General features: G+C 54.4%; 20 protein-coding genes, 1 tRNA gene and 5 pseudogenes. 13 read left to right on the top strand and 13 right to left on the bottom strand.

Going from position 1 to position 20,881, the window contains the following annotated elements:
- Positions 1 to 77 precede the first annotated feature (77 nt).
- From GH769_RS28860 to GH769_RS15870, 5 genes and pseudogenes are all read left to right on the top strand, one after another.
- Positions 78 to 251 (top strand): hypothetical protein, encoded by a 174-nt coding sequence (locus GH769_RS28860; RefSeq protein ID WP_014719228.1) that lies wholly within the window; start codon positions 78 to 80, stop codon positions 249 to 251.
- Positions 232 to 579, top strand: a complete 348-nt coding sequence (locus GH769_RS15855; protein ID WP_032903715.1) for a hypothetical protein — start codon at positions 232 to 234, stop codon at positions 577 to 579. Before GH769_RS28860 ends, GH769_RS15855 begins: the two co-directional genes overlap by 20 nt.
- Before the next feature lie 302 nt (positions 580 to 881).
- Positions 882 to 1,451, top strand: a complete 570-nt coding sequence (locus tag GH769_RS15860) for a type 1 glutamine amidotransferase family protein (protein ID WP_032903716.1) — start codon at positions 882 to 884, stop codon at positions 1,449 to 1,451.
- Between the two features lie 93 nt (positions 1,452 to 1,544).
- Positions 1,545 to 1,895: pseudogene (locus tag GH769_RS15865) on the top strand (conjugative transfer ATPase); the annotation flags it as partial.
- Between the two features lie 236 nt (positions 1,896 to 2,131).
- Positions 2,132 to 3,028, top strand: a complete 897-nt coding sequence (locus GH769_RS15870; RefSeq protein WP_032903718.1) for a viroplasmin family protein — start codon at positions 2,132 to 2,134, stop codon at positions 3,026 to 3,028.
- 379 nt (positions 3,029 to 3,407) lie between these two features.
- Here GH769_RS15870 and GH769_RS15875 read toward each other — a convergent pair whose 3' ends face one another.
- Positions 3,408 to 3,875 (bottom strand): SH3 domain-containing protein, encoded by a 468-nt coding sequence (locus GH769_RS15875; protein WP_256586539.1) that lies wholly within the window; start codon positions 3,873 to 3,875, stop codon positions 3,408 to 3,410.
- A gap of 607 nt (positions 3,876 to 4,482) precedes the next feature.
- Between GH769_RS15875 and GH769_RS15880 the strand changes: the two genes are divergently transcribed.
- From GH769_RS15880 to GH769_RS29140, 5 genes and pseudogenes are all read left to right on the top strand, one after another.
- On the top strand, positions 4,483 to 4,815 hold the full coding sequence (locus GH769_RS15880; protein WP_014719234.1) for a carboxymuconolactone decarboxylase family protein: 333 nt from the start codon (positions 4,483 to 4,485) through the stop codon (positions 4,813 to 4,815).
- Positions 4,816 to 4,860: 45 nt separating this feature from the next.
- A complete protein-coding gene (locus GH769_RS15885; RefSeq protein WP_108538346.1) occupies positions 4,861 to 5,967 on the top strand; it encodes an alkene reductase in 1,107 nt (368 codons plus the stop codon).
- A 30-nt stretch (positions 5,968 to 5,997) separates the two neighbouring features.
- Positions 5,998 to 6,216: a 4-oxalocrotonate tautomerase family protein gene (locus GH769_RS15890; protein WP_014719236.1), complete on the top strand. Its 219-nt coding sequence runs from the start codon at positions 5,998 to 6,000 to the stop codon at positions 6,214 to 6,216.
- Between the two features lie 107 nt (positions 6,217 to 6,323).
- Positions 6,324 to 6,530 (top strand): annotated as a pseudogene (locus GH769_RS15895) (NAD(P)H-dependent oxidoreductase); the annotation flags it as partial.
- A 1-nt stretch (position 6,531) separates the two neighbouring features.
- Positions 6,532 to 6,862 (top strand): annotated as a pseudogene (locus GH769_RS29140) (glutathione-regulated potassium-efflux system protein KefC); the annotation flags it as partial.
- Positions 6,863 to 6,893: 31 nt separating this feature from the next.
- On the opposite strand, the gene GH769_RS15905 reads toward GH769_RS29140, so the two are convergent.
- From GH769_RS15905 to GH769_RS15945, 9 genes and pseudogenes are all read right to left on the bottom strand, one after another.
- Positions 6,894 to 7,223: a co-chaperone YbbN gene (locus GH769_RS15905; RefSeq protein WP_103452251.1), complete on the bottom strand. Its 330-nt coding sequence runs from the start codon at positions 7,221 to 7,223 to the stop codon at positions 6,894 to 6,896.
- 65 nt (positions 7,224 to 7,288) lie between these two features.
- Entirely contained in the window at positions 7,289 to 7,987 is a 699-nt protein-coding gene (locus GH769_RS15910) for a DsbA family oxidoreductase (RefSeq protein WP_014719238.1), read from the bottom strand.
- A gap of 3 nt (positions 7,988 to 7,990) precedes the next feature.
- Positions 7,991 to 8,344: pseudogene (locus GH769_RS29470) on the bottom strand (TetR/AcrR family transcriptional regulator); the annotation flags it as partial.
- A gap of 132 nt (positions 8,345 to 8,476) precedes the next feature.
- Positions 8,477 to 9,250: an SDR family NAD(P)-dependent oxidoreductase gene (locus GH769_RS15920; RefSeq protein WP_019817523.1), complete on the bottom strand. Its 774-nt coding sequence runs from the start codon at positions 9,248 to 9,250 to the stop codon at positions 8,477 to 8,479.
- Between the two features lie 72 nt (positions 9,251 to 9,322).
- A complete protein-coding gene (locus GH769_RS15925; RefSeq protein WP_014719240.1) occupies positions 9,323 to 9,877 on the bottom strand; it encodes an OsmC family protein in 555 nt (184 codons plus the stop codon).
- Positions 9,878 to 10,574: 697 nt separating this feature from the next.
- Positions 10,575 to 11,135 (bottom strand): TetR/AcrR family transcriptional regulator, encoded by a 561-nt coding sequence (locus GH769_RS15930; protein WP_014719241.1) that lies wholly within the window; start codon positions 11,133 to 11,135, stop codon positions 10,575 to 10,577.
- A 339-nt stretch (positions 11,136 to 11,474) separates the two neighbouring features.
- Positions 11,475 to 12,569 (bottom strand): HlyD family secretion protein, encoded by a 1,095-nt coding sequence (locus tag GH769_RS15935; protein WP_103452252.1) that lies wholly within the window; start codon positions 12,567 to 12,569, stop codon positions 11,475 to 11,477.
- Entirely contained in the window at positions 12,562 to 14,199 is a 1,638-nt protein-coding gene (locus GH769_RS15940; RefSeq protein ID WP_103452253.1) for an MFS transporter, read from the bottom strand. Before GH769_RS15940 ends, GH769_RS15935 begins: the two co-directional genes overlap by 8 nt.
- A gap of 39 nt (positions 14,200 to 14,238) precedes the next feature.
- Positions 14,239 to 16,575 carry a membrane-bound PQQ-dependent dehydrogenase, glucose/quinate/shikimate family gene (locus GH769_RS15945; protein WP_103452254.1) on the bottom strand — a complete coding sequence of 779 codons (2,337 nt, stop codon included), beginning with the start codon at positions 16,573 to 16,575 and terminating at the stop codon, positions 14,239 to 14,241.
- A 92-nt stretch (positions 16,576 to 16,667) separates the two neighbouring features.
- Here GH769_RS15945 and GH769_RS15950 point away from each other — a divergent pair, with 92 nt between their 5' ends.
- Positions 16,668 to 17,573 carry a LysR family transcriptional regulator gene (locus GH769_RS15950; RefSeq protein WP_014719245.1) on the top strand — a complete coding sequence of 302 codons (906 nt, stop codon included), beginning with the start codon at positions 16,668 to 16,670 and terminating at the stop codon, positions 17,571 to 17,573.
- Positions 17,574 to 17,666: 93 nt separating this feature from the next.
- On the top strand, positions 17,667 to 18,341 hold the full coding sequence (locus GH769_RS15955) for a MarC family NAAT transporter (RefSeq protein ID WP_019817582.1): 675 nt from the start codon (positions 17,667 to 17,669) through the stop codon (positions 18,339 to 18,341).
- 191 nt (positions 18,342 to 18,532) lie between these two features.
- Here GH769_RS15955 and GH769_RS15960 read toward each other — a convergent pair whose 3' ends face one another.
- Positions 18,533 to 19,432: a LysR family transcriptional regulator gene (locus GH769_RS15960; RefSeq protein ID WP_103452256.1), complete on the bottom strand. Its 900-nt coding sequence runs from the start codon at positions 19,430 to 19,432 to the stop codon at positions 18,533 to 18,535.
- Between the two features lie 183 nt (positions 19,433 to 19,615).
- Here GH769_RS15960 and GH769_RS15965 point away from each other — a divergent pair, with 183 nt between their 5' ends.
- Positions 19,616 to 20,626 carry an NAD(P)-dependent alcohol dehydrogenase gene (locus GH769_RS15965; protein ID WP_014719248.1) on the top strand — a complete coding sequence of 337 codons (1,011 nt, stop codon included), beginning with the start codon at positions 19,616 to 19,618 and terminating at the stop codon, positions 20,624 to 20,626.
- On the opposite strand, the pseudogene GH769_RS29150 reads toward GH769_RS15965, so the two are convergent.
- Both GH769_RS29150 and GH769_RS15975 read right to left on the bottom strand, forming a co-directional pair.
- Positions 20,557 to 20,715 (bottom strand): annotated as a pseudogene (locus tag GH769_RS29150) (transposase domain-containing protein); the annotation flags it as partial. The gene GH769_RS15965 and the pseudogene GH769_RS29150 sit on opposite strands and share 70 nt — an antisense overlap.
- Positions 20,716 to 20,804: 89 nt before the next feature.
- A tRNA-Asn gene (locus GH769_RS15975) sits at positions 20,805 to 20,880 on the bottom strand.
- Between the last annotated feature and the right edge of the window lies 1 nt (position 20,881).

Below are 20,881 nucleotides of genomic sequence, written 5' to 3' on the forward strand. Positions count from 1 at the left end.
TATCCCCCGATGTTTACCTGGCGTTAACCTGGTGCTGCTTAGGCTAAGGCTCTTCTTATCCAGAGCTCGTCACCGTCATGAACCTGTATTCGATGATCAAAGGGGTGCTGTTAGCCGTGATTTTCCTCGCGCTGATGGTGGGCATCCTTCCACAGCAAACTCAGCTGGTACGCATGGGAGGCAGTGGCTGGTTTCTGATTGGCCAGAATGTTGAGCAGACAGGGTCGTGTCATGTCGCCCGTGCGTCGTGATGAGATTGGCGCCAGCTATACCGGCCAGTTGGTCGCCTGTGTGGTGCTGGTTATTGGCGTGGCGGTTTCGATGGGTGTCTATATCGCGCGCTTGAATGCGCACCTCGATGAGCAACGCGACCTGTCCTCGGTGTATCTGCCCGACTGCCCTGACGGCCGTGGTGGTTTTATGGTCTATCCCGATGACAGGCGCAGTGGTGACGAGTGCTACACCGCGCAGGAAGATGAGTCGATCGATGTCGATGAGCTGCAGCGGCTATCAGCCTGGAACCTTGCACAACGGTTCGACTACCTCCTGCCTGCAGTTCAATCACCGCGCACGTTTTAGATGCACGGCCTTTATGCTTACCCAGTGCAGGCGCTGGGCCGCTCTAGAGCCGCTGCGCTGGAGGCAGACTTGCTGCGCAACGGCGAGCTGCGCAGCGCACCAGAACACCCTCTCAACCTTTCACGCCTGAATATACCGCCGCGTTGATCACTGTCATTGTTAGTTGAAACACATACTGCCAATCCTCCACCACACCACCCATCACCCCCGCTGGCGAGTACACTCGACGGCAATGCCCACCAGGACAACCCTGCTGGGCAGGTTGCTGCTGATTATCATGGAAACTTGAGAAGGACACTCAAATGGTACGTGCCGTTACTATTCTCACCGAGAATTTTTCTGACTGGGAGCCCGCGCTGATCAATTCCACGGGCCGCGCCTACTATGGCTTCGAGACTTGTTTTGCCGCTCCCGGTGGCAAGCAAGTAACATCATCCGGAGGCATGACCATCATTCCCGACCTGGCCATCGAGGCCATTCGGCTGGACGATGTCGACTTGCTGATTGTGCCGGGAGGCCCGATCTGGAGAACAGACAACGCCCCCGCCATCGAGGCGCTGGTCCGTGAGGCTCACGCCAGGAACATCGTCGTGGCGGGAATCTGTGACGGTACCCGCGTACTCGCCAAGGCTGGAGTGCTGGATCACTTGCAGCACACCTCCAATTCCGCTGACAACCTCAAGCAGGTGCATTATCGCGGAGCAGATTATTACCAGGACGTACCGTACGCCGTTGCCGACCAGGGTGTGGTCACGGCTCCTGGCAGCGCGCCGGTCAGTTTCATGGCGCAAATTCTCGACACCTTGGGTTTGAACGACAAGAAGCTGGATGCCTACCTGGCCATGCATGCGGCTGAACATATTCACGGCTGAACCCTTTCCCTCTATCTCTCCCCCTCACCTCGGCGCTGCGGCCAGTTACCGGGCCGTAGCGCGCGTCACCGTTGAACCGCCCCTCCAATACTCAAAGCGGCAGAACCGTTGCTGAACATGATTGAGTGGTGGATATGTCTGGACATGCCGCCTGACGAGGTCAACAAAATCGCCCGGTTCCGCGAACTCAATGATGCTCAAAAAGCGCTGATGCTTTCAGCTCGTAAGGAGTCAGGGAAACTCACGGAGGGGGTTATTCTGTCGAACTCCACGGAGGTGCTGTTTCGGGCGGTACCGCCGAGCCTTTACTTGGCGATGGCGATGACTGGGCCAGAAGAGAAAGCTTAGCGATTCAGACTGATGAATGTGCATGGAATGAGCGAGCTGGACGCCGCTATGGCAGTGGCTAGAGCCATTCACCACAGGCGCGGCATGCTCTTTTAAGGTGGAGTTCAGTAGCAGACCTAGAACTTCAGGAGCGAGGCATTAAACATTATCGTCCAGCCAAATCTCATAATTCCGGCTCATGGGAAGTATCAATTGCAGGGGCAAGGCTCGCCATCGTATCGTCGATCGTGCTGATCCGCCTTTACCGGACAGCATCTATTTCGTCCAAGGGCAATGGATGGACGAATAGCTATACGTAAAACAGGGAAGAAGACTGAAGAAGGTTGCTCCTCATGGCAAAAAAACCTCGTTTTTACGCAGTGGTGCATGGCCGCCAGACGGGCATTTTCAACAAATGGGAAGGCGGTGCCCGCCTTGCTATCGATCACTTTCCGGGCGCTGATCATCGAGCCTTCAGATCACTTGAGCTCGCAGAAGAATGGTACCGGCAGAACACACGCAATCCACACTCCTGCCACTCTCCCATCTACCACTTTAACTCTGAAATCTTAGGAGCTGCATCGAGCGACGTACCCTTTCAAAAAGCGCTAGACGGCACCAGTCCGAAACGAATCATCGTTTACGCAATCGTGGACCCTGAGACTGAGGAGCCATTTTATGTTGGCGAGACCGGAAATTTTGCTCGTCGTCAGCAAGCCCACCTAAGAACCGCACATGAAAAAACAAAACGAGCCGCAGCGAAAATCGCGCAAATTCTGGCAAAGGGCCAAGTACCTGCATTCAAGGCTATTGAGTTTTGTGACTCTAAAATGGCGGCGCTAGAAGCCGAGACTAAGTGGATCAAACATTATGTCGAGAGGGGGTACACCGTCTGGAATCGCTTAAGAGAACACCGTGAGATCCAGGAGCTCCATAGCGCGCCCCAGACACCCATGGATAAAATAATAGGAGACGGTCCTATTAACCTAGGCCGCCATCACTATCCCTCTCGATTTGAGCTCAAGACCAAGTTACGCCGCTACCTTTCGGGAGAACCATTCGGCCGAGTCGCGCACCCTGTAGCGATCGAAAAACTCAGCTTGATATGGGGTACAACAAAGCAGAGCGGTCCTGCGAGCGAGTTCTGGGTTGTACCTGGTCATCCGCATCGACGACTGCATGCGGTCATCGATGGCATCACTGTCGATTTCGACTATACGGCAGCGATAGACCGAATCCGTGGAGATTAAAAGCGTGCCACTAATACCCATGTGACGCGCTACCTTCTTGGTTCACGGGAGCTCATCTGGCTTCCGCAGTAGCACTGCAACAGAGCGACTAATTTAGTTCAAAAGGAGAGGCAGTTGAAACACTTTGTAAAAAAGCCTGCATTTCTGCAGGCTTTTCTCTATCTGGCTCCACGACCTGGACTCGAACCAGGGACCCAATGATTAACAGTCATTTGCTACCTGTTAGTCAAACCGGTGCCACGAAAAACGTGGTAGAGACATAGAAACGCTGTGTAGCGCGAGCGCATGAACGCATCACGCCATGAAAGTTAGTCGCGTTGGATTAGCTTGTCAAAGCAGGGTAACTCATTGGGCTGTAGGAAAAGCAGACGGTAATCGCTCATACGCCATACCGCTTGTTACCGCCAGAGGTAATGCAGTATCGACCACCCCTAGGCCCTATACACACGTTTCCAGAGGAACAGGGGCACGAGGAGCCGTAAGCTGGAGTCTGTTGGCGAGCAGGCTGTACTGGCTGAGTCACTGGTTTGCGTTTCGAAACGAAGTAGCAGCCCGACCCGCTGCACAGGCTTTTTGACGAAAGCCACTTCGGTGATTGACCATCAATACTGATGCGTGCCCAATCGTTGCGCGTCTCGAAAGCCTGAACCTTTTCCCCGCGCTTCAGCTTCGAGACGACCTTACCGCTTGGTTGATTCCGGACATTGAGATTATCAGCGCTTACAAAGTGCTCAGTCGCAGAGACAGGGGCCGGCGTTGAGGGTGATGGAGAGGTCGACTCAAACGTACTCGGCGCGCTCAGAACGCCTGACTGTGCGGGGGCTGAAGGCGTGTCCTTCTTCCCCACTGCCCACAGGACGGCAAAAACAAGCAGGAGCGGGACAAACCATGACCGGGACTTCTATTGCTCTCATTCGGCACGTATTACAACGGGTGTCTTCCTGACCAACCTGACGCATCACCTATTGCGAGCTTAGCCAATCTTCCGTTTTTTGCAGTCAACCTAATTTCGAAAGCTTGGTTTTTCCCTGATCCAGTATCTCGAGCAGACGCTGCATCGCATCATTAGAAAGAAACCATTTGGCTCTTTCTGCGTTGCAGTGTTTTGGATCGCTCAACGCCCATTCACCACCCTGTCCGCCGCAGCTATGTGGTGGTCAGCTATGAAGGTCTGATGCCCTTTGAAAATCCCCAATTGCTCGGTCGCATCAGTGAAGCTGGTGTCACCCAGAAAACGCAGTGGCATGGCATGGTTGAGTTGCTAAACAAGCCTCCAGCTAGCTAAGCGATATTTCTCACTCGAACTCTCCTTCCAAAAAAACAGCGTAAAGCCGCCTATTAAATTGCATTGATATTAAAAATCACCCCAGACTCGTTGAAACCCTACCAACTGGATGGTAGCTTTGTTTCAGATCTTAAATATCTGCAACCAACGACATCCCTGTGAGAATCCCATGCAAGACTGGAAGCAAACCCGAAAAGACATCAACACTCGTTTGATAGAGCTGAATGGCTTGTCACCTGAAACCATGAAGGGTATGGCTGCTCTCGGTGCCGCCGGAAGCAAAACCCATCATCTAGACGCCAAGACTCGCGAACTCATCTCCCTCGCAGTGGCCGTGACGACTCGCTGCGATGGCTGCATTGCATTTCACGCCGCTGAAGCAAAGAAGCTCGGTGTAACCAGTGAAGAGGTCGCCGAAGCACTGGGTGTAGCTATCAACATGAATGCCGGTGCCGCGCTGGTGTACAGCACCCACGTACTCGACGCGTTCGATAAGTCCTAATTCAAACGCCGATGTTCTTCCCCTTCAACGACGTCGAGATTAATTATGAATACGCTGTTCGCACCTTACGATCTGGCCGGTACTCCGCTGAAAAACCGTGTTGTCATGGCCCCAATGACTCGCACCCGAACCTTGAACAACATTCCGAATGAATCCAACGCGCTTTACTACGCGCAACGAGCTTCCGCCGGCTTGCTGATCACAGAAGGCCTGCCTATTTCCGATGAGGCTCGCGGCTATCTGTACACCCCTGGCATTTACGAAGATGTGCACTTACCAGGCTGGCGCAAAGTGACTGACGCGGTGCACGCCAAGGGCGGGAAGATTTTTGCGCAGCTCTGGCACGTAGGCCGTATGTCCCACACCTCGGTACACGGCATGGTGCCAGTCTCCTCGGGCACGGTGCCTGCGGTAGATACCACGGTGTATGCCTGGATCGAGCCCGGTAAATCTGGCCCGGTACAGCCAAGCACACCACGTGCGCTGGAAACTGAAGAAGTGAAACGCGTCATCGCCGACTTCGTGAAGTCCGCAAGGATGGCCATTGACGCCGGCTTTGACGGTATCGAAATCATGGCAGCCAACGGCTTCCTGTTCGACCAATTCCTGAGCAGCGCCCTGAACACTCGTACTGATCAGTACGGAGGCTCTATTGCGAACCGCCAACGCTTCCTGCTGGAGACCATTGATGCGATTGCTGCTGAAATCGGCGGATCGAAGATTGGCGTTCGCTTCTCTCCGTTTGGTCGACTGTATGACTTCGGTGTGTACGAAGGCGAAGAAGAAACCTGGATGAGTATGGCGGCTGCCCTCAACGAAAGAGAGCTGGCATTTGTTCACCTGAACTACCAACCGACCATCCTCGCCGCGCAAACGCCACCAGGTTTCGGCGCTGCATTCCGTGAAGCGTACAAGGGCACCTTGATGGCTGCGGGCGGCTTCACCAAAGAGATTGCAGAGTCTGAGTTGGCCAAAGGCGAGCTAGATCTGATTGCCTTTGGCACCGCCTACATTGCCAACCCTGATCTGGTAGAGCGCATGCAGAACAATTGGCCATTGGCCGAGGGTGATCGCGCGACCTACTACGGCGTAAGCGGTTCGATTGATAAGGGCTACACCGACTATCCGGAATACGCAGCGGCCAAAGCCTGATATTCCTTCACAAACATCTAGGAGAACACCATGCCACTCGTAACTATCAAAGGGATTGAAGGCGTTTTTTCCGACGAGCAAAAAGCTGAGGTGATTCGCAAAGTGACTGACGCTATGGTGTCGGTTGAAGGCGAAAACATGCGCGCTCTCACGTGGGTCATCTTCGAAGAGGTAAAAAGTGGAGACTGGGGTATTGGTGGCAAACCTGTGACCACCCAAGAAGTATTGAAGCTGCAAGCCGGCGAGTAAGGCTTCACCTTCAGATCATTAGCTTCCTGTTATTTGAGTGCGGCCATGCTCAACGAACAGGGAGCTTTTCCGTTCTTGGAGAACGCCAGGTTTGTGGGGACTACTCCGTGATTCTGATCATTTACGCCCATCCTTACCCTGACAAATCCAACGTCAACATGTTGATGCTCAATCTGGCAGCCAGCAATCCCGCTGTCGCAATCCGTTCGCTGTACGACCTCTACCCCGGTTTCAATATCGACGTTCAAGCTGAGCAGAGAGCGGTGGAACAGGCGGATCTCCTCGCTCTGCAACACCCGCTGTACTGGTATAGCTATGGGGCACATCATTACCCTACGTCAGATGGGTGTGGAAGAAGTCGAGCGAGAAACATTTGAAAGCGCATTGCCCCTCGGGCGCCGGGGTTTTGGAGCAACTCGGGATAGGACGCTACGAAGCTCGTGAGCGTGCGGATCGATTCCGCCGCCTGAGTTTGGAGATGCTAGAGGAGATGGCCGCTCAGGCCCAGGACGATACCGAATTCAAGTATGACGCTTACAAACGAGCCAACGCTTTACTAACGGAAATATTCAATGAAGACCGCGCTCATCCAAGTGATGCTGGCCCAGGAAAAGTGAGCCTTGCGCATAGGGAGACAGGTAGCTGATTTGGCTTATAGGTCGCGGAGGGATGCTTGGTTAGCTAACATCTTCCAGCTCAGTGATGATTGCTTTTTTCAAGGCCGAGACCGATTTAGACCCAGCGAAGACTTTCAACAGTCGGCCTTCATGAAACACCGCCAACGACGGCACAGAGCGGATGCCGTACATCTGCGCGATTGTCGGAGACGCCGCGATATCGATCTTCCCAAAAACTGCTAGAGAGTGGAGCTTTTCCTCCAGCTCAATGAAGATTGGCTTCATTTCTTTACAGGGTTTGCACCAAGAGGCTGAGAACATTACGACACTGCTTCCTTTGGCTACGAAGCGGGCAAATTGGGGAGCGCTCAATTCAACGATACGGCTCATTGGGATCTCACATGTTGTGTTAAGGAAAAGGGGGCACCTTCTGAGTACCCCCGTTCCGTTGTCCATCAAATTTCGCAGCCATCAATGCCGCAGACTTGACCCATCAATGAGCTATCCCCGGTTCTCGCTTTAGCAACCATTTGATCCAGCGCTTCAAGAAAGATCGCTTCTGGCTGAGCACCTGACACCGAGAACGCGTTGTTGAAGACAAAAAGTGGCACGCCGGAACCCAGTTGGGCTGCGAAATGCTCGTCCTCTAGCATCTCAACACGCAGCTCCACGGATGACCGCGCCAACTGAATTGATTCATCGGGCACACCTGCCTCCTTCGCAATCGCCTCCAAATTGACGCGATCAAAAAGCGACTTGCCGTGACTGGTACTTTGCTCGTACAGCGCCTCAACAAGGCGCTTTTTCACTGTCGTGTCTTCAACTGCTTTCACCAGGATATGAGCATCCGCTGTGTCACCAAACATCATGGTGTCGAAGCGATAATCCAGCCCGTCAGCCTGGCCATATTTACTGACCGTACTCATCATCGCCGCTGCGGAGTCTGGGTTGCCGAGTTTACGTTTCAGTGCCGCGATCATCGGTTCAGGGGCGTGATTTGCAGCCAGTCGATAGGCCCGAATGTTGACCTGTACATCGTCCTTCTGCGGTAAGTTTTCGAGTGCTTTTTCAAAACGACGCTTGGCAATCCAGCACCAGGGACACACATAATCAGACCAGATATCGACTACATATTTTTTCGAAGGGGTTTGCATATTTTATCCTGCACGGAGAAGTGAAGATTGCATTGCGGCCATTTCAAGCAAATGGTTAAAGCCAGCCAACGGGTCGGCTGAGCGACCCAATGTCCAATCAATGAGGCTTGCTCCCTCCAACATGCTCAGAAGCATGAAAGCGAAGTGCTCAACAGATGTTCCCAGCGATCAGCTGTGCTGCCGGACGGCGTCATTGAGGGTGCTTTGGAGCCAAGTGAGCTGCGAATTGAAGAATTCCCTTGTGAGCCCTTGGAGCGACAAAGGCAACGCAGCGATTTGCGCCGCCAAGGCGCCGCATAACGGCAGCAGCCCCTCATTCGCGCTGATCACAAAAAGTCGGGAAAAAGCCTGTGAGCGGTTTCCGCGTAGCTCAGCAGCGCGGCTTTTGATGGACACTTGAAACTCCTACAACCAGCACCCTTGTCACCGGAGCGGCGTGCTGCAGAGCGCCCCAATGAGAGGCGCTACACGCAGAGCTTGCCTCGGTGTTTAGGCACGCACCGCCATCACCCCTGCATCGACGTCCCAGATAGCACCAGTCACCCAGGAGGTTTTATCGGAGAGTAAGAAGAGGATGGTGTTGGCGACGTCTTCAGGAACACCGACTCGACCCAGTGGGTGGAAGTCGTTCAGCGACTTCATCGCATCCGGGATCGCGTCCTTATCCATGAAACCTTCATAGATCGAGGTGTGAACGATGCCTGGCGAAACGGCATTGACTCGGATACCTGAGGGAGCCAATTCAATTGCCAGGTTTCGGGTGACTGCGTGCAGGCCCGCCTTGGCCATCGAATAAGCGGTTGCTGGAGAGCCGGCCAGCGCGGCCTGCGCGCCAATCGAACCGACGTTAACAATGGAGCCTTCGCGCTTGGCAGCAAGCATATTCTTGACCACGGCCTGCGTGATAAAGAATGTGGCGCGGTTCAGATCCAAGTACATGTCGTAGTCAGCCTCATCGTGCTCGATGAAAGGCTTCGGAATGAATATGCCTGCAGAGTTCACCATGAAGCCGATGTCACTGTGGTTGGCATTGATTTCGTTGCGTACATGATTCATCCCTTCCTCGGTCATGAGGTTGGCAACGATCACTGATACGGTCCCCAACTGACTCAGCTCGGCGCGCACAGCATCGGCTTTATCCTGTTTGCTGCCGGTGAGAACCACGCTGCCACCTGCCTTTAAAAACTGGCGCGCTGTTTCCAGGCCCATGCCGCTCGTGCCGCCAACAACCAACAGTTTTTTACCTGCAAAAAAATCGCTCATTACAGACTCCGGTATTAGATTCGTAAGAGGTCGCCAGCGGCAAGGTGCCGCGCTGACCTATGGCCAGAACGGTTAGCCTTCGATGACTTCGAGCTTAGGGAGCATGCGAATGGCTTTAGAGAAGTTTGCGTAGTTGACCGAAGTCTTGAGCACTACGTTGTGCAGCTCCTCTACACGCTCACGGGAGGCGTCGGTTTGCAGGCGAATGACGACACTCACCTCGTCGTAGCCTGGGTTAACGCTTTCGTCGATGCCTAGGAAACCGCGCAGGTCGAGGGTGCCGTCAGTCTCGATCTCCAGGCTGTGAATCTTGATGCCCATCATCGCGGCATTGGCGGCATAGCCGACCGACATGCAGGCGTTGAGAGCAGCCATCAGCAGCTCCTGAGGGTTGGGCGCGGTGTTCTCGCCAAGCAATTCATTCGGCTCATCGGCTGCAATTTCAAAATCGCGGGAATAGGTTTCACCAGCCAAGCTGTAACGGCTGACTTTGGCTACAGAACGGGTCTGACCCTTCCAAGCAGTCTTAACGTTGAAGCTTGCGTGGCGCTTAGTCGCATCACCAGCAACGCCTTCGGCGAAATTCTGGAGTGCGGCGACATCGATACCATTCAGATTGCTGCTCATTGGACGTTCCTCTTCAGATAAGCCGGACGATTCGACCGGAAGAGAAACAAGCCTACCAAGTAGTAGGTTGGCTTACAAGGAAGATGACGATACCAACAGCTTCGAAAAGCTAGGCTGCATAGAGGATTTGGGAATATTGATGACAACACAGTGGGAGTCGTGACCGACAGAATCACTCCGAGAGTGACGCCAGCACAGGTCATCTCACAGCTCTAAGCATCAGGTTTGTTTTATATAACTGTACGAATTGATGGCACAAGACCGTCTCCGCATAGATATAAAATCAAGGAGGTTTATCGCTGTTTATGCCCCAGGCCACGTATTGGGACGAGATGGAGCTTCGTTTCAAGAGGTCACTTTGAACGCAGCCAAGAGCGCGGTCGCCGCTAAACATGGGCGATACTGTACAATTCGCGGTCAGGAAAAAGCGCCGCCTACAAGCAAACCTCCCCGTTATTGGATGCAAATCTACCGCACACCAGATAATACCGAGTGATCTATCTGGTGGTTTTAGTCTGCGCTAATTAAAACAGCGTAGATTGGCTCGCGACCCCGAATCAAATAATTCAAGGCCGCCTGCTCTTGGCAGGCGATCAAGTCGGGAGACTATTGGAATATGTACCAAAGATACAGCGATGAAAGACGCCCCCGGGCAGAGAGTGCAGCGGTAGAGTCGATAAACGTAATTGCTACGTCTTTAGTGACGAAGGGTAGATAAAATCAAATCAAATCCCGAAGATCTCTCGTAATCATCGCTCATCGCCCAAGAAACAAAGCTCGCACCTTCTAAAGTGTTCAATATGAACCTTGAAACCCTGATTACATCCAGTTCGGCTTTAAGCTCTCCTCGATCTTGACCCTGCTTAATATTTTCTTGGAGCCAAGTGAGATGGATCTCAAAGAATTCCTTTGTCACTTCTTTGAGGCTTTCAGGCAGGGCCATAAGCTCTGCGGCCAAGGCTCCACAGAGTGGAAGCATCCCGTTCAGGCTGCTGTGAGCGAACATCAAGGCGAAGGCATTCAGCCGGTCGACAACACTGACGTGTTCATCATTGATAGCGTCCAGCTGCTTTTTAAACCGGAACAGGTAGCTCTCGACGATGGCAATTGCCAAGCCTTCCTTGGTGGGGAAGTGATGATGAATACTCGCCTTTTTAATGCCGATGTCGTCCGCAAGGTCGGCATAGCTGAAGGCCGCATAGCCTTTCGTGCGCAGCAGAACCTCGGCGCTGGTCAAAAGGTCTGAACGTGTACTCATGATGCTGCATCCAAATTTATCATCCTGGCATCATAAATTAGTCACACCTCATAAGACAGCGTTCGCCGAACGCTGAACTGAGCTACCGATGTGATTGCCGATTTCGTGTGCATGCCCTAAGCCGCATGAACCTCCTCGAATAGCCAATCTTGAAACGCTCTCAACCTCGGCACGCTCGCATATTTTTACACGGGACAACGTCGTGGCAAAGTAAAGCACCCTCAGATTACGGGGCACGTGTGCCCTACGGGAAAGCCGGACCTGGGACCCACTACCTGTCCATACGCTCCAGGGGGCTCTCAACAGCAACTGAATGCTGATGGCCCACTACCCGCCTCCTCACCGATGACGCGTATCGACATCGACCTCAACCGACATGCCCGGGCGCAGCGAAGACTCGAAAGGCTGGTCCGGATCAACAGATATGCGCACCCCGATACGCTGCGGTACCTTGACGAAATTGCCCGTTGCATTGTCCGGCTTGAGCACCGCGAATTCCGAGCCCGTCGCTGGTGAGAGCCGCTCGACATGCCCCGTTAGCGTCGCCCCTCCTAACGCATCAATCCTGAGCGTCGCGATCTGGCCGGGCGCAATAGCCTTAGTCTGCGCCTCCTTGTAGTTCGCGACTATCCAGTGATCAGCGGGCACTACCGACATCAATTGTGTGCCGTGGGTCACGAATTGGCCCAACCGCACGCCCACTTCTCCGAGCACGCCATCCTCCGGCGCCTGGATGACCGTGTGATTAAGATCAATCTGAGCCGCACGCAGTTTTGCCTGTGCCACCCGCACCTGGGCTTCCAGACCTTCACGGCCGACATCCACGGTACGCAACTCCTCCCGAGCAATCGACTCTTGCGCACCCGCCTGCTGTACCTCGGCCTGGGCTTGACTGAAATCGGCTCGTGCCTGGTCGCGCTCGCGCGTAGAAATGGCGCCATCCATGACCAACGCGTTTGCGCGCTGCATGTCAGCGCGGGCACGCAATAAGCGCGCCTGCGCACCGGCCATAGCTGCAACATGACTCTCGATGCCCGCCATGCGAGCAGCGTGCGCCTGCTGGTTGTTGGAGAGGTCGGCATTGGCGACGCCAAGATTGGCCGTCGCCTCATCTACCTGCGCCTGATAGACCTCATCGTCAATACGCACAAGGACCTCGCCTCGCTTGACCTGCGCGAAATCTTGCCCGGCCACCTGGACGATATAGCCGCTGACCTGAGGGGCAATCACCGTGGTTCGCCCCCTCACATAGGCGTTATCTGTCTGTTGCAGACCTGCGTCAAAAGGCGGCAACTTCCAGATGTACAGGACGATCGTAATAACGCCAATCGCAGCCAGCACCATGATGATGCCTTGCAAACGGCCCCGGGGCGGGGGCGACCAATGAGAAGCAGTGTGTTCAACATCCGATGGAACAGTCATGGAATCAGTCATTTACGTTCTCAGGCTCGCGACGGATGCGCGAGAGGAAAAAAGCCGACATCTGCAGATAAAACACATACATCGCGGTGCCAAAAGCCAGCACTGACACGATGCGAAAGACGTCATTGAATGCCAGTACGCTAGCCTGTTGCTGCAACGCTTGTCCTAGCAGCTTGCTGCTCTGTTTCTGGCGCTGTTCCGGGTCGGCTATATGACTCGAAAGCAACGCCTCGCCAATGCCGAGGCGCGCTACGACAAGGGGATTGGTGATCGGCGCACTGTCCGCCAGGCTAGCGATATGGGACTGGGTTCTGATGAACTCGTAGCTGCCCATTACAGCCGACCCTGCCAGGCTGCCGATACTCTGGCTCGCCCCGTACAGGACCACGAGCGTGATCATGTACTGAGGTCCCTTCGCGAACAGTTTGAGAAAGCCAAAGATCAAGGCAGGCCCGATGAACAGCGTCGCACCGAACCCAATCAAACACTGGCTCAGGTACAGTTGCGGCGCACGCGTGAGGCTGGTGGATTGCGAGTCCAGATACGCTCCCGTTGCGATAAACAACGCCGCGACCATGACCTGCCAGGGGATACGTTTGGGCGACAACGTCAGGCAAGCGACGACGATCCCCATCAGCATCGACACCAGTACGCACGCAAACAGGACACGCAACTGATCGTTATTGAGCCCGCCCATTGATAGCAAACCTACCGAGCCGAAAGTCTGCTCGGCCAGCGATAGCCGAACCAGCAGCGCAATCGCAACAAAACGCATCAAGTCGAAACTGCCCAGCCATTCCAATTGCAACAGCGGCTGACGCCGACGTCGTTCAATGAACACCACCGTCACCAGCAACGAGATAGCCGCCACCAGCATCCAGCCGAGAAAGGGCGCGTCGGTCCACCAATAGCTCCGGCCGAGGCCAAGCACACCGGCAAACAGCAGGAAGGATGAAACCAGCAATACAATCACCACTGCGTCCGAGGCAGCAAACACGCTGGCCCTATCACTGCGTGGCAAAGGCACCGCCAACGTCACACCCAACACCGCCATACCAATGCCTAGATTCAACAAGTGCAGCCCCAGCCAATGTTCCGAGGCGAGAAATTCCACGGGAATCATGCGCGCCACCGGCGATCCTATCTGGGTAAGCCCTACGCTGATAATCAGGGCCATCGGCTGGGCCGATGGGGCTATGGCCTGCATCAGATAATAGGTACTCAAGGCGATCAACGTCGCGCACATCAAGCCGTTGATCGCCGTGGCAATGACCGCAGTTGTCAAAGTGGGCCACAGTAACTGCAGCACACAGGCAGCGATGTAGGTACCGACAATGCTTGCCGTGACCAAAGGGATTCCGAACTGCATCCGGGCCTTGACCAAGGTCAGGTTGGCGCTGGCATTGATCGCCAAAAAAACTGCCACCAACCACGAGACCTGAGCCGTGTACTCGCCAATAGAGCCAGAGATTACGCCTAGATTGCTCGCCACCAGGCCGTTGCACAGCGTCGTGCAGGTCCCGAGGAATAAGCCTACGACAAAATATATGCCACGCCTGGCCGGCGACAGCCTGGGCTTATAAGGACTGCCCGCCATCGCCGGTTTCTCGTCAGCTTTGAACACGTATTCAACGCTGGCCATGTACAGGTAACGCCTTCTTTTGCTGTCGCTGCAGATGCTTCACGGTTGGGATGTCGGAAGGCTGAAGGCCATTACATAGTCACCGGTGTCGGGAGAATGCGCTGCCCCGCCTACGGAAATGACAACGTACTGTTTGCCCGTCGTCGGCGAGACGTAGGAGATCGGCGTGGCGCTGGCGCCGACCGGTAATTCATGTTCCCAGACGAGTTTGCCACTTTGCCCGTCGTATGCCCGGATGTAGTAGTCCTGATAACCGGCAAAGAATACTAGGCCGCCTGCCGTGGTCATCGTTCCTGCATAAGTTGGCATGCCCATGGGCATGGGCAGGTGTGATGCGATACCCAGTGGCCCCAATTGCTCTGTGGTGCCAGCCGGCACTTGCCAGGCCACCTTGTGCGTATTCAGATCGACCGCCGTGACGGTCCCATAGGGCGGCTGGTTGCACGGAACCCCTAGGGATGACATCCAGATATAAATGGCTTGACCGTAAGGTGTTTTCAACTGCGGTGACGGCCCATGTCCGCTCACCTCGATCTGGTGGGTTTTTGTCCAAGTATTGAATTCATCACGAGGCATCAGCCAAAAGATGTTCGGCACCCGGATATCGTTCATGTAAGCCAGATGATTAACGGGGTCGTAGGAAACGCTACCCCAGTTGAATCCTCCGATATTGCCGGGCTGATCCAGCGCCTTGGTCAGACCGATCGGCGTGAAGTCGCCCTCGTAGCGCAGTTGCTTGAACATGATGCGGCACATGAGTTGGTCGAACATGGTTGCCCCCCACATCTTCTTCTCGGTGAGGTGTTCGGCACCGATAGTCGGCATCCCTACCGAATAAGGCTGTGTAGACGAAAGCTTTTCTTCAGGTACCGCACCGGCCGTAGGCACGGGCTTTTCGACGACGTCCGCAATCGGCTCCCCGGTGGCGCGATTTAGCAGGAAAAGCTGGCCACGCTTGGTGGTTTGCAATACCCCGGGGATGGTTCCGCCTTGGCCGTCAGGCAAATCGACCAGCGCGGGTTGAGAAGGCAAGTCGTAGTCCCAGATGTCGTGATGGACGGTCTGGAATTTCCATTTCGGGCGGCCCGTCATGATATCGAGGGCGACAAGGGAAGAGTTGTATTCATCCGAGTGCGGTGGTCGCTCCATGCCGAAAAAGTCCGGCGTGGCATTTCCCAGCGGCGCATAGATAAGACCCAACTGGTCGTCATAGGCAGCGGCGGTCCACATGTTGGGCGTGCCGGGCGTGTAGGTCTGCCCCGCCGGTGGCAAGCCGGTTATGTCCGGGTTGCCCAGGTCCCACGCCCATGCCAGTGCGCCGGTGCGGGCATCAAAGGCGCGGATCACGCCTGACGGCTCACCGCGGCTGTAGTTATCAACTACCCAGCCACTGATAATAATGTAGTCGCGCGCCACCAGCGGCGCGGAAGTCTGAAAGTAGAACCCAGGCTTAACGTCGCCCATGCCCTGCTTCAGGTCGACGACGCCGTCGCTGCCAAAACCTGGGCACTGCTTGCCGGTCTTGGCATCTAGTTCGATCAGGCGCGCATCGATGGTGGAATTGACGATTCGTTCCGCACAGACGCCATCAGCCGGCGCCTCCTTGAGCTTGTAGTAACCCAGGCCGCGGCAACGGTTCCAGATAGGAGATGCACTATGGGTATCGAATTTCCAACGTTCTACCCCCGTATCTGCATCGATGGCAGCAATGCGATCATCGGGTGTGCAAGTGAACAACGTATCTTCAATTTGCAATGGGGTGTTCGAATCCACGGCGCCCTTGTCCAACTGGATCTTCGCGCCGGTACGATAGGTCCAGGCCACTTTCAGGTCCTGAACGTTGTCACGGTTGATCTGCGTAAAGGGCGCGTAGCGCGTACCCGCAGTGGTTCGGCCATATGCGGACCAATTTGAAGGCGTGGTGTTTGTGGCTGCTGCAGTAAAAGGTGTGCCCGAGACAGGCGAGACGACACCATGTGGAGTAAAGGCAAACCCAAAGAACACAGCCGTCCCTAATAGCGCTAGTACACCCAGGCCGCGTATCCGGCGCCGGGAGTCCGCAGGCGACCAAGTGGATAACAGGAGCAAGCCGATGCTCGCCATCGCTGCCGGTACGAGCAGGCGTGGAAACAGCGCCCAATAGAACGTGCCTGACTCCCAGAGCGCCCACGGAACACTCAGCACGGCAACCGCTACCAGCAGCCATACTCCACAAACTTGCCTACGCCAAAGCATGACGCCAGCGCTCAGATAGGCCCATCCGGCCAGCACGTAATAAAACGATCCGCCAAGGGTTAAGAGGTAAGCTCCACCTAACAATAGCCCCAGCCCCATCAAGGCAACTAGGCTGGCAAAAATACGATTTATCGAGGTCACAGTTGAACTCCTATACGCTAAATGGCTCTCAGACTTGGTGATGATAGTGTTAGTCTATTAATTTTATCCATGCCATATGGAGCAACTATACATTGCATAAAAGCAACGCCATGTGGAGCGAATACCACACCTTCCTCGTTGCCGCGCAAACATTGAACTTCAGCCGTGCGGCTGAACGGCTTGGGCAGAACACTTCAAGCATCAGTCGCGCCGTGACCCGGCTGGAGGAGCACCTGGGTCTGCGCTTGTTCAATCGGATGCCCTCTATGCGATTGACGGACCCGGGCGAGCGGCTCTATAGCGAAATCGCGCCCTTGTTCGAAGGCCTTCAGGAGGTTGAAAGCGCGATCAAGTCGGATGATGGAAAAATTAGAGGACGTATCCGGGTCGTCGGATCGCCCGAGGTTGTGCACTGGTTTATCAACCCGGCTATCGCTCGAATGCTGGAAGAACAGCACGAAATTCATTTTGAAGTGGAGGCCAGCACACGCGTGCCAAACCCCATTGAAGAGCCAGTGGATGTCTACTTCAGTCATCGCCGCGCCGAAGTGATTAACAAGTCGCTGGTTGCTCGGCCAATCTGTTCAATGCCACAAGGGTTATTCGCTTCTCCCCTGTTACTGGCCGGCAGGAAACCTCCCCGTGTACCGGACGATCTCCTGCAATGGCCCTGCCTTGGGCGTCAGGGAGAACCCGAGTGGGAGCTCATCGACCCCCAAGGACATAAACACCTGATGCCGGTGCAAGCCATCCTGCTTGCCACACCGAACGATGCGCGCATGGATCTTACTCTGCGCGGACTTGGCATCGCGCAGTTCAATTTGCCCAGCGCCAATGAGGCCGTTGAGAGCGGAAAACTGGTACGTATTTTACCTGGCTATACCCTCCAGAACATGTCGCTGTATGCTTTTCTACTGTCACGACGCTTGATTCCGCAGGCGGTGCAGATCTTTCTGCGCTATACCACGGAAGAGGCAAAAAAATACTTTCCCGATTGAGTCCTGACTTGATATCGGTTCGTTAGGGCAGATGACGTACGACCTTAATAATCTTATAGCCTCCTATTCGTTGCATAACCGAGTAAAAACACTATGGGCAATTACTTTCATCATGTTCTTGTCGGACTATTGGCCCTGCTTCCTATGGCCAATCCTCTAACTAGCATCTCCCTTTTACTAGGCCTTGGAGGAAAGCTGCCTACAGTAGAGCGTAACCGGCAAATCCTGAAGGCAAGCTTATATGTAGCTCTGATTATGTTTGTCAGCTTCTACGGAGGCAGCCTGGTAATGCAGGTATTCGGAATATCTGTCCCCGGCTTGAGAATAGCCGGAGGCCTGATCGTTACCTACATCGGTTTCGCCATGCTTTTTCCAGCAACGACACCTGACGAAACAGAGGTTCAGAAAGATTTCCTTTCAGAGAAAGAGAAATCAACCCCACATTTCCGCGATCTGTCATTTGTACCTTTAGCTCTTCCTGGTGCAGCAGGCCCCGGCACGATAGCGTTGCTTATCAGCTCCGCCTCTACCCTGCAGTCGACCTACCAGACCCTGCCACTCGTCATTCACCTTGCAGCCGCAACCGTATTCATTATTACTGCGCTTATTTTCTGGATAGCTTTACGATGTTCGGGGCGAATCATGAAAGTGCTTGGTGAGTCAGGAATCGATGCAATTTCCCGAGTCGTTGGTTTTCTACTGGTTTGTATGGGCGTTCAGTTCGTTATCAATGGTGGTTTTGAGTTAGCGTCTACACCTATGCACTGATCATAGTTCTCATAATAGTGAATTATTAAAGGCCGTTGATATTCCCGCGGCCACATTCGCTAGCACCAGGTGAATGGGTGTTCCTACGCCTATGGAGAACTGACGCCCTGCCGCCCTCAGGAAGCTAGGGGGCCAGACTCGGACAAAATCAACATTGGCCAGTTACGACTAGCCCCACTACAAAACAATGGTTAGTGCGCTGTGAACCAGTTGGGGTGTAGCACCGGAAAATGTTCCTTCAGCCAATCCACAAATGCCTCGACCTGAGGCGCAAGATGCGTTCTGCTTGGATAAAGCACGGAAACCAGGCGAGGCTTTGGACGAAATGCCTTGAGCACTTCGATCAGTTCTCCGCTTGCGAGGAATGTCTCAACGGCGATTCCAGGCGCTTGAACAATGCCGAAGCCTGCAACACCGCATTGAACGTAGGCATTCGACTCATTCACGGTGATTCCACGCCGAGGCGTATGTGGACGATCTTCGCCGTCTACCGAGAAGTGCCAAGGCAGCGGTCTGTTATTTTGACCGGAAAGGAAGCTGACACATTGGTGGTCTACTAGATCTTGTAGGGTTATGGGTGCACCGCAGGCTTGGAGATAACCTGCAGACGCACAGGTCACCATGGTGGCGGTGCCAATTTCTCTAGCCACCATGCTTGAATCCGGAAGTTCACCCATTCGCAATACACAGTCGATGCCCTCGGCTACGAGATCTACCGTACGGTCGGTCACGCCTAGCACAAGCTCGATTTCGGGAAATGCCTCGGTAAACCTCCTAAGGCTTTCCATGAAGCTGTGCTGGGAAAATGCAGTAGGGATGTCAATTCGAAGCCGCCCTCGCAACGTCGATCCACTACGGTCGAACATGGAAGTGGTTTCTGCGATGGTTGCTAAAATCTCTTTGACGCGTTCGTAAAACCGCTCTCCCTCAGCAGTCAGTTTTACTTTACGCGTAGTGCGCTGGAACAGACGGACACCCAGCGAGGCTTCCAGATCCTGAATGGTGCGTGTGACGTGCGGTCGCCCGGCCTGCATTGCCTCAGCGACTTTGGTGAAGCTCCCCAACTCCGCTAGCTTGGCGAATACTTGCATCGACTGTAGAAGCTCCATAAGTCTCTTCTCGGGAAGCGTGTTAACGGGATGATTATTGCTGATCAGGATAACAATCCTGTTCGTTTCTGCACATTTATCTAGGGCCGCGAAACCTTAACAATGTCCTCAGCGTAAAGGAGGAGCTTTGCTCCCCTGCACATTCAAAATTGTTGGAGACAGAAAATGAAAGCGTGGCTTCTAAAAGATTTCGGCTTGGATAATCTCGTGCAGGGCGAAACGGAAACCCCCGTGCCCCGAGCGGGTGAGCTGCTGGTTAAAGTAGGCGCTGTATCACTCAATTTCCGGGACAAGGCCATCGTTGACGGCATCTATGAACCTCACATGGTGCCCAAGCCGCTGATCCCCGTCAGCGATGCGGCGGGAACTGTCGTGGCAGTAGGTGAAGGTGTCAGCCGCTTTGCTATCGGAGATCGGGTCAACTCACACCTCTACTCCCGTTGGTTGGACGGCATGCCTGGGCCAGATGAACCCAACTACTGTTTCGGCTCGCCATTGCCTGGTGGTCTGGCGCAATACATGATCATCCATGAAGACAGCGCAGTACGTGCCCCCGACAATATGTCTGATGAGGAAGCAGCGACCCTTCCAATTGCTGCTCTGACGGCGTGGTATGCGCTCGTCGACTATGGCCAGATAGAGGCCGGCCAAACCGTTTTGGTTCAGGGCTCTGGAGGTGTTTCTGTTTTTGCAGCACAAATTGCTACCGCTTTGGGAGCCAAGGTTATCGTCACCTCCAGCCGTGATGACAATCTGGAAGCTGTAAAAAAACTGGGCGCGGTTGCGGGTGTGAATTATCGCACCACCCCTGAGTGGGCAGAGGAAGTTCTGAAGCTCACTGACGGCAAGGGAGTGGATCTGCTGCTGGATGTGGCGGGCGGGGACGGCATCAACCAATCGATTGCTGCGACAAAGGCAGGTGGACGTATTGCACAGATCGGCTTTCTGACAGGCCAGACCTCCGCCTTGAACCTGATGCCTATGATTTTCCGGCAAACAACGATTCGCGGCATAGCCGTTGCTCCACGCTCGTCATTTGACCGAATGAACGAATTCTTGAACGAGCACAAGATTCGCCCGGTAATCGACCACGTGTATCCATTCGATCAAGCACGCGAAGCGTACGAACATCTGGCCAGAGGCGCCTTTGGTAAGGTAGTAATCAAAATCGCGTAGGACCCAGCCGCTTCAATCTCACTCGCCCGCTGCGACGACAGGCGCGTGAGCACGTCCTTCAAATAAGCATACGGATCATGCCCATTGATGGCGTCATAGGAAGCGCGCTAAGCGTCTGGATTGCTGGGTCAACTCCCAAGCAAAAAAAAGCCTGCATCTCTGCAGGCTTTTCTCTATCTGGCTCCACGACCTGGACTCGAACCAGGGACCCAATGATTAACAGTCATTTGCTCTACCAACTGAGCTATCGCGGAA

It is taken from the genome of Pseudomonas sp. CFSAN084952, from assembly GCF_009648855.1.
GTDB lineage: Bacteria > Pseudomonadota > Gammaproteobacteria > Pseudomonadales > Pseudomonadaceae > Aquipseudomonas > Aquipseudomonas paracarnis.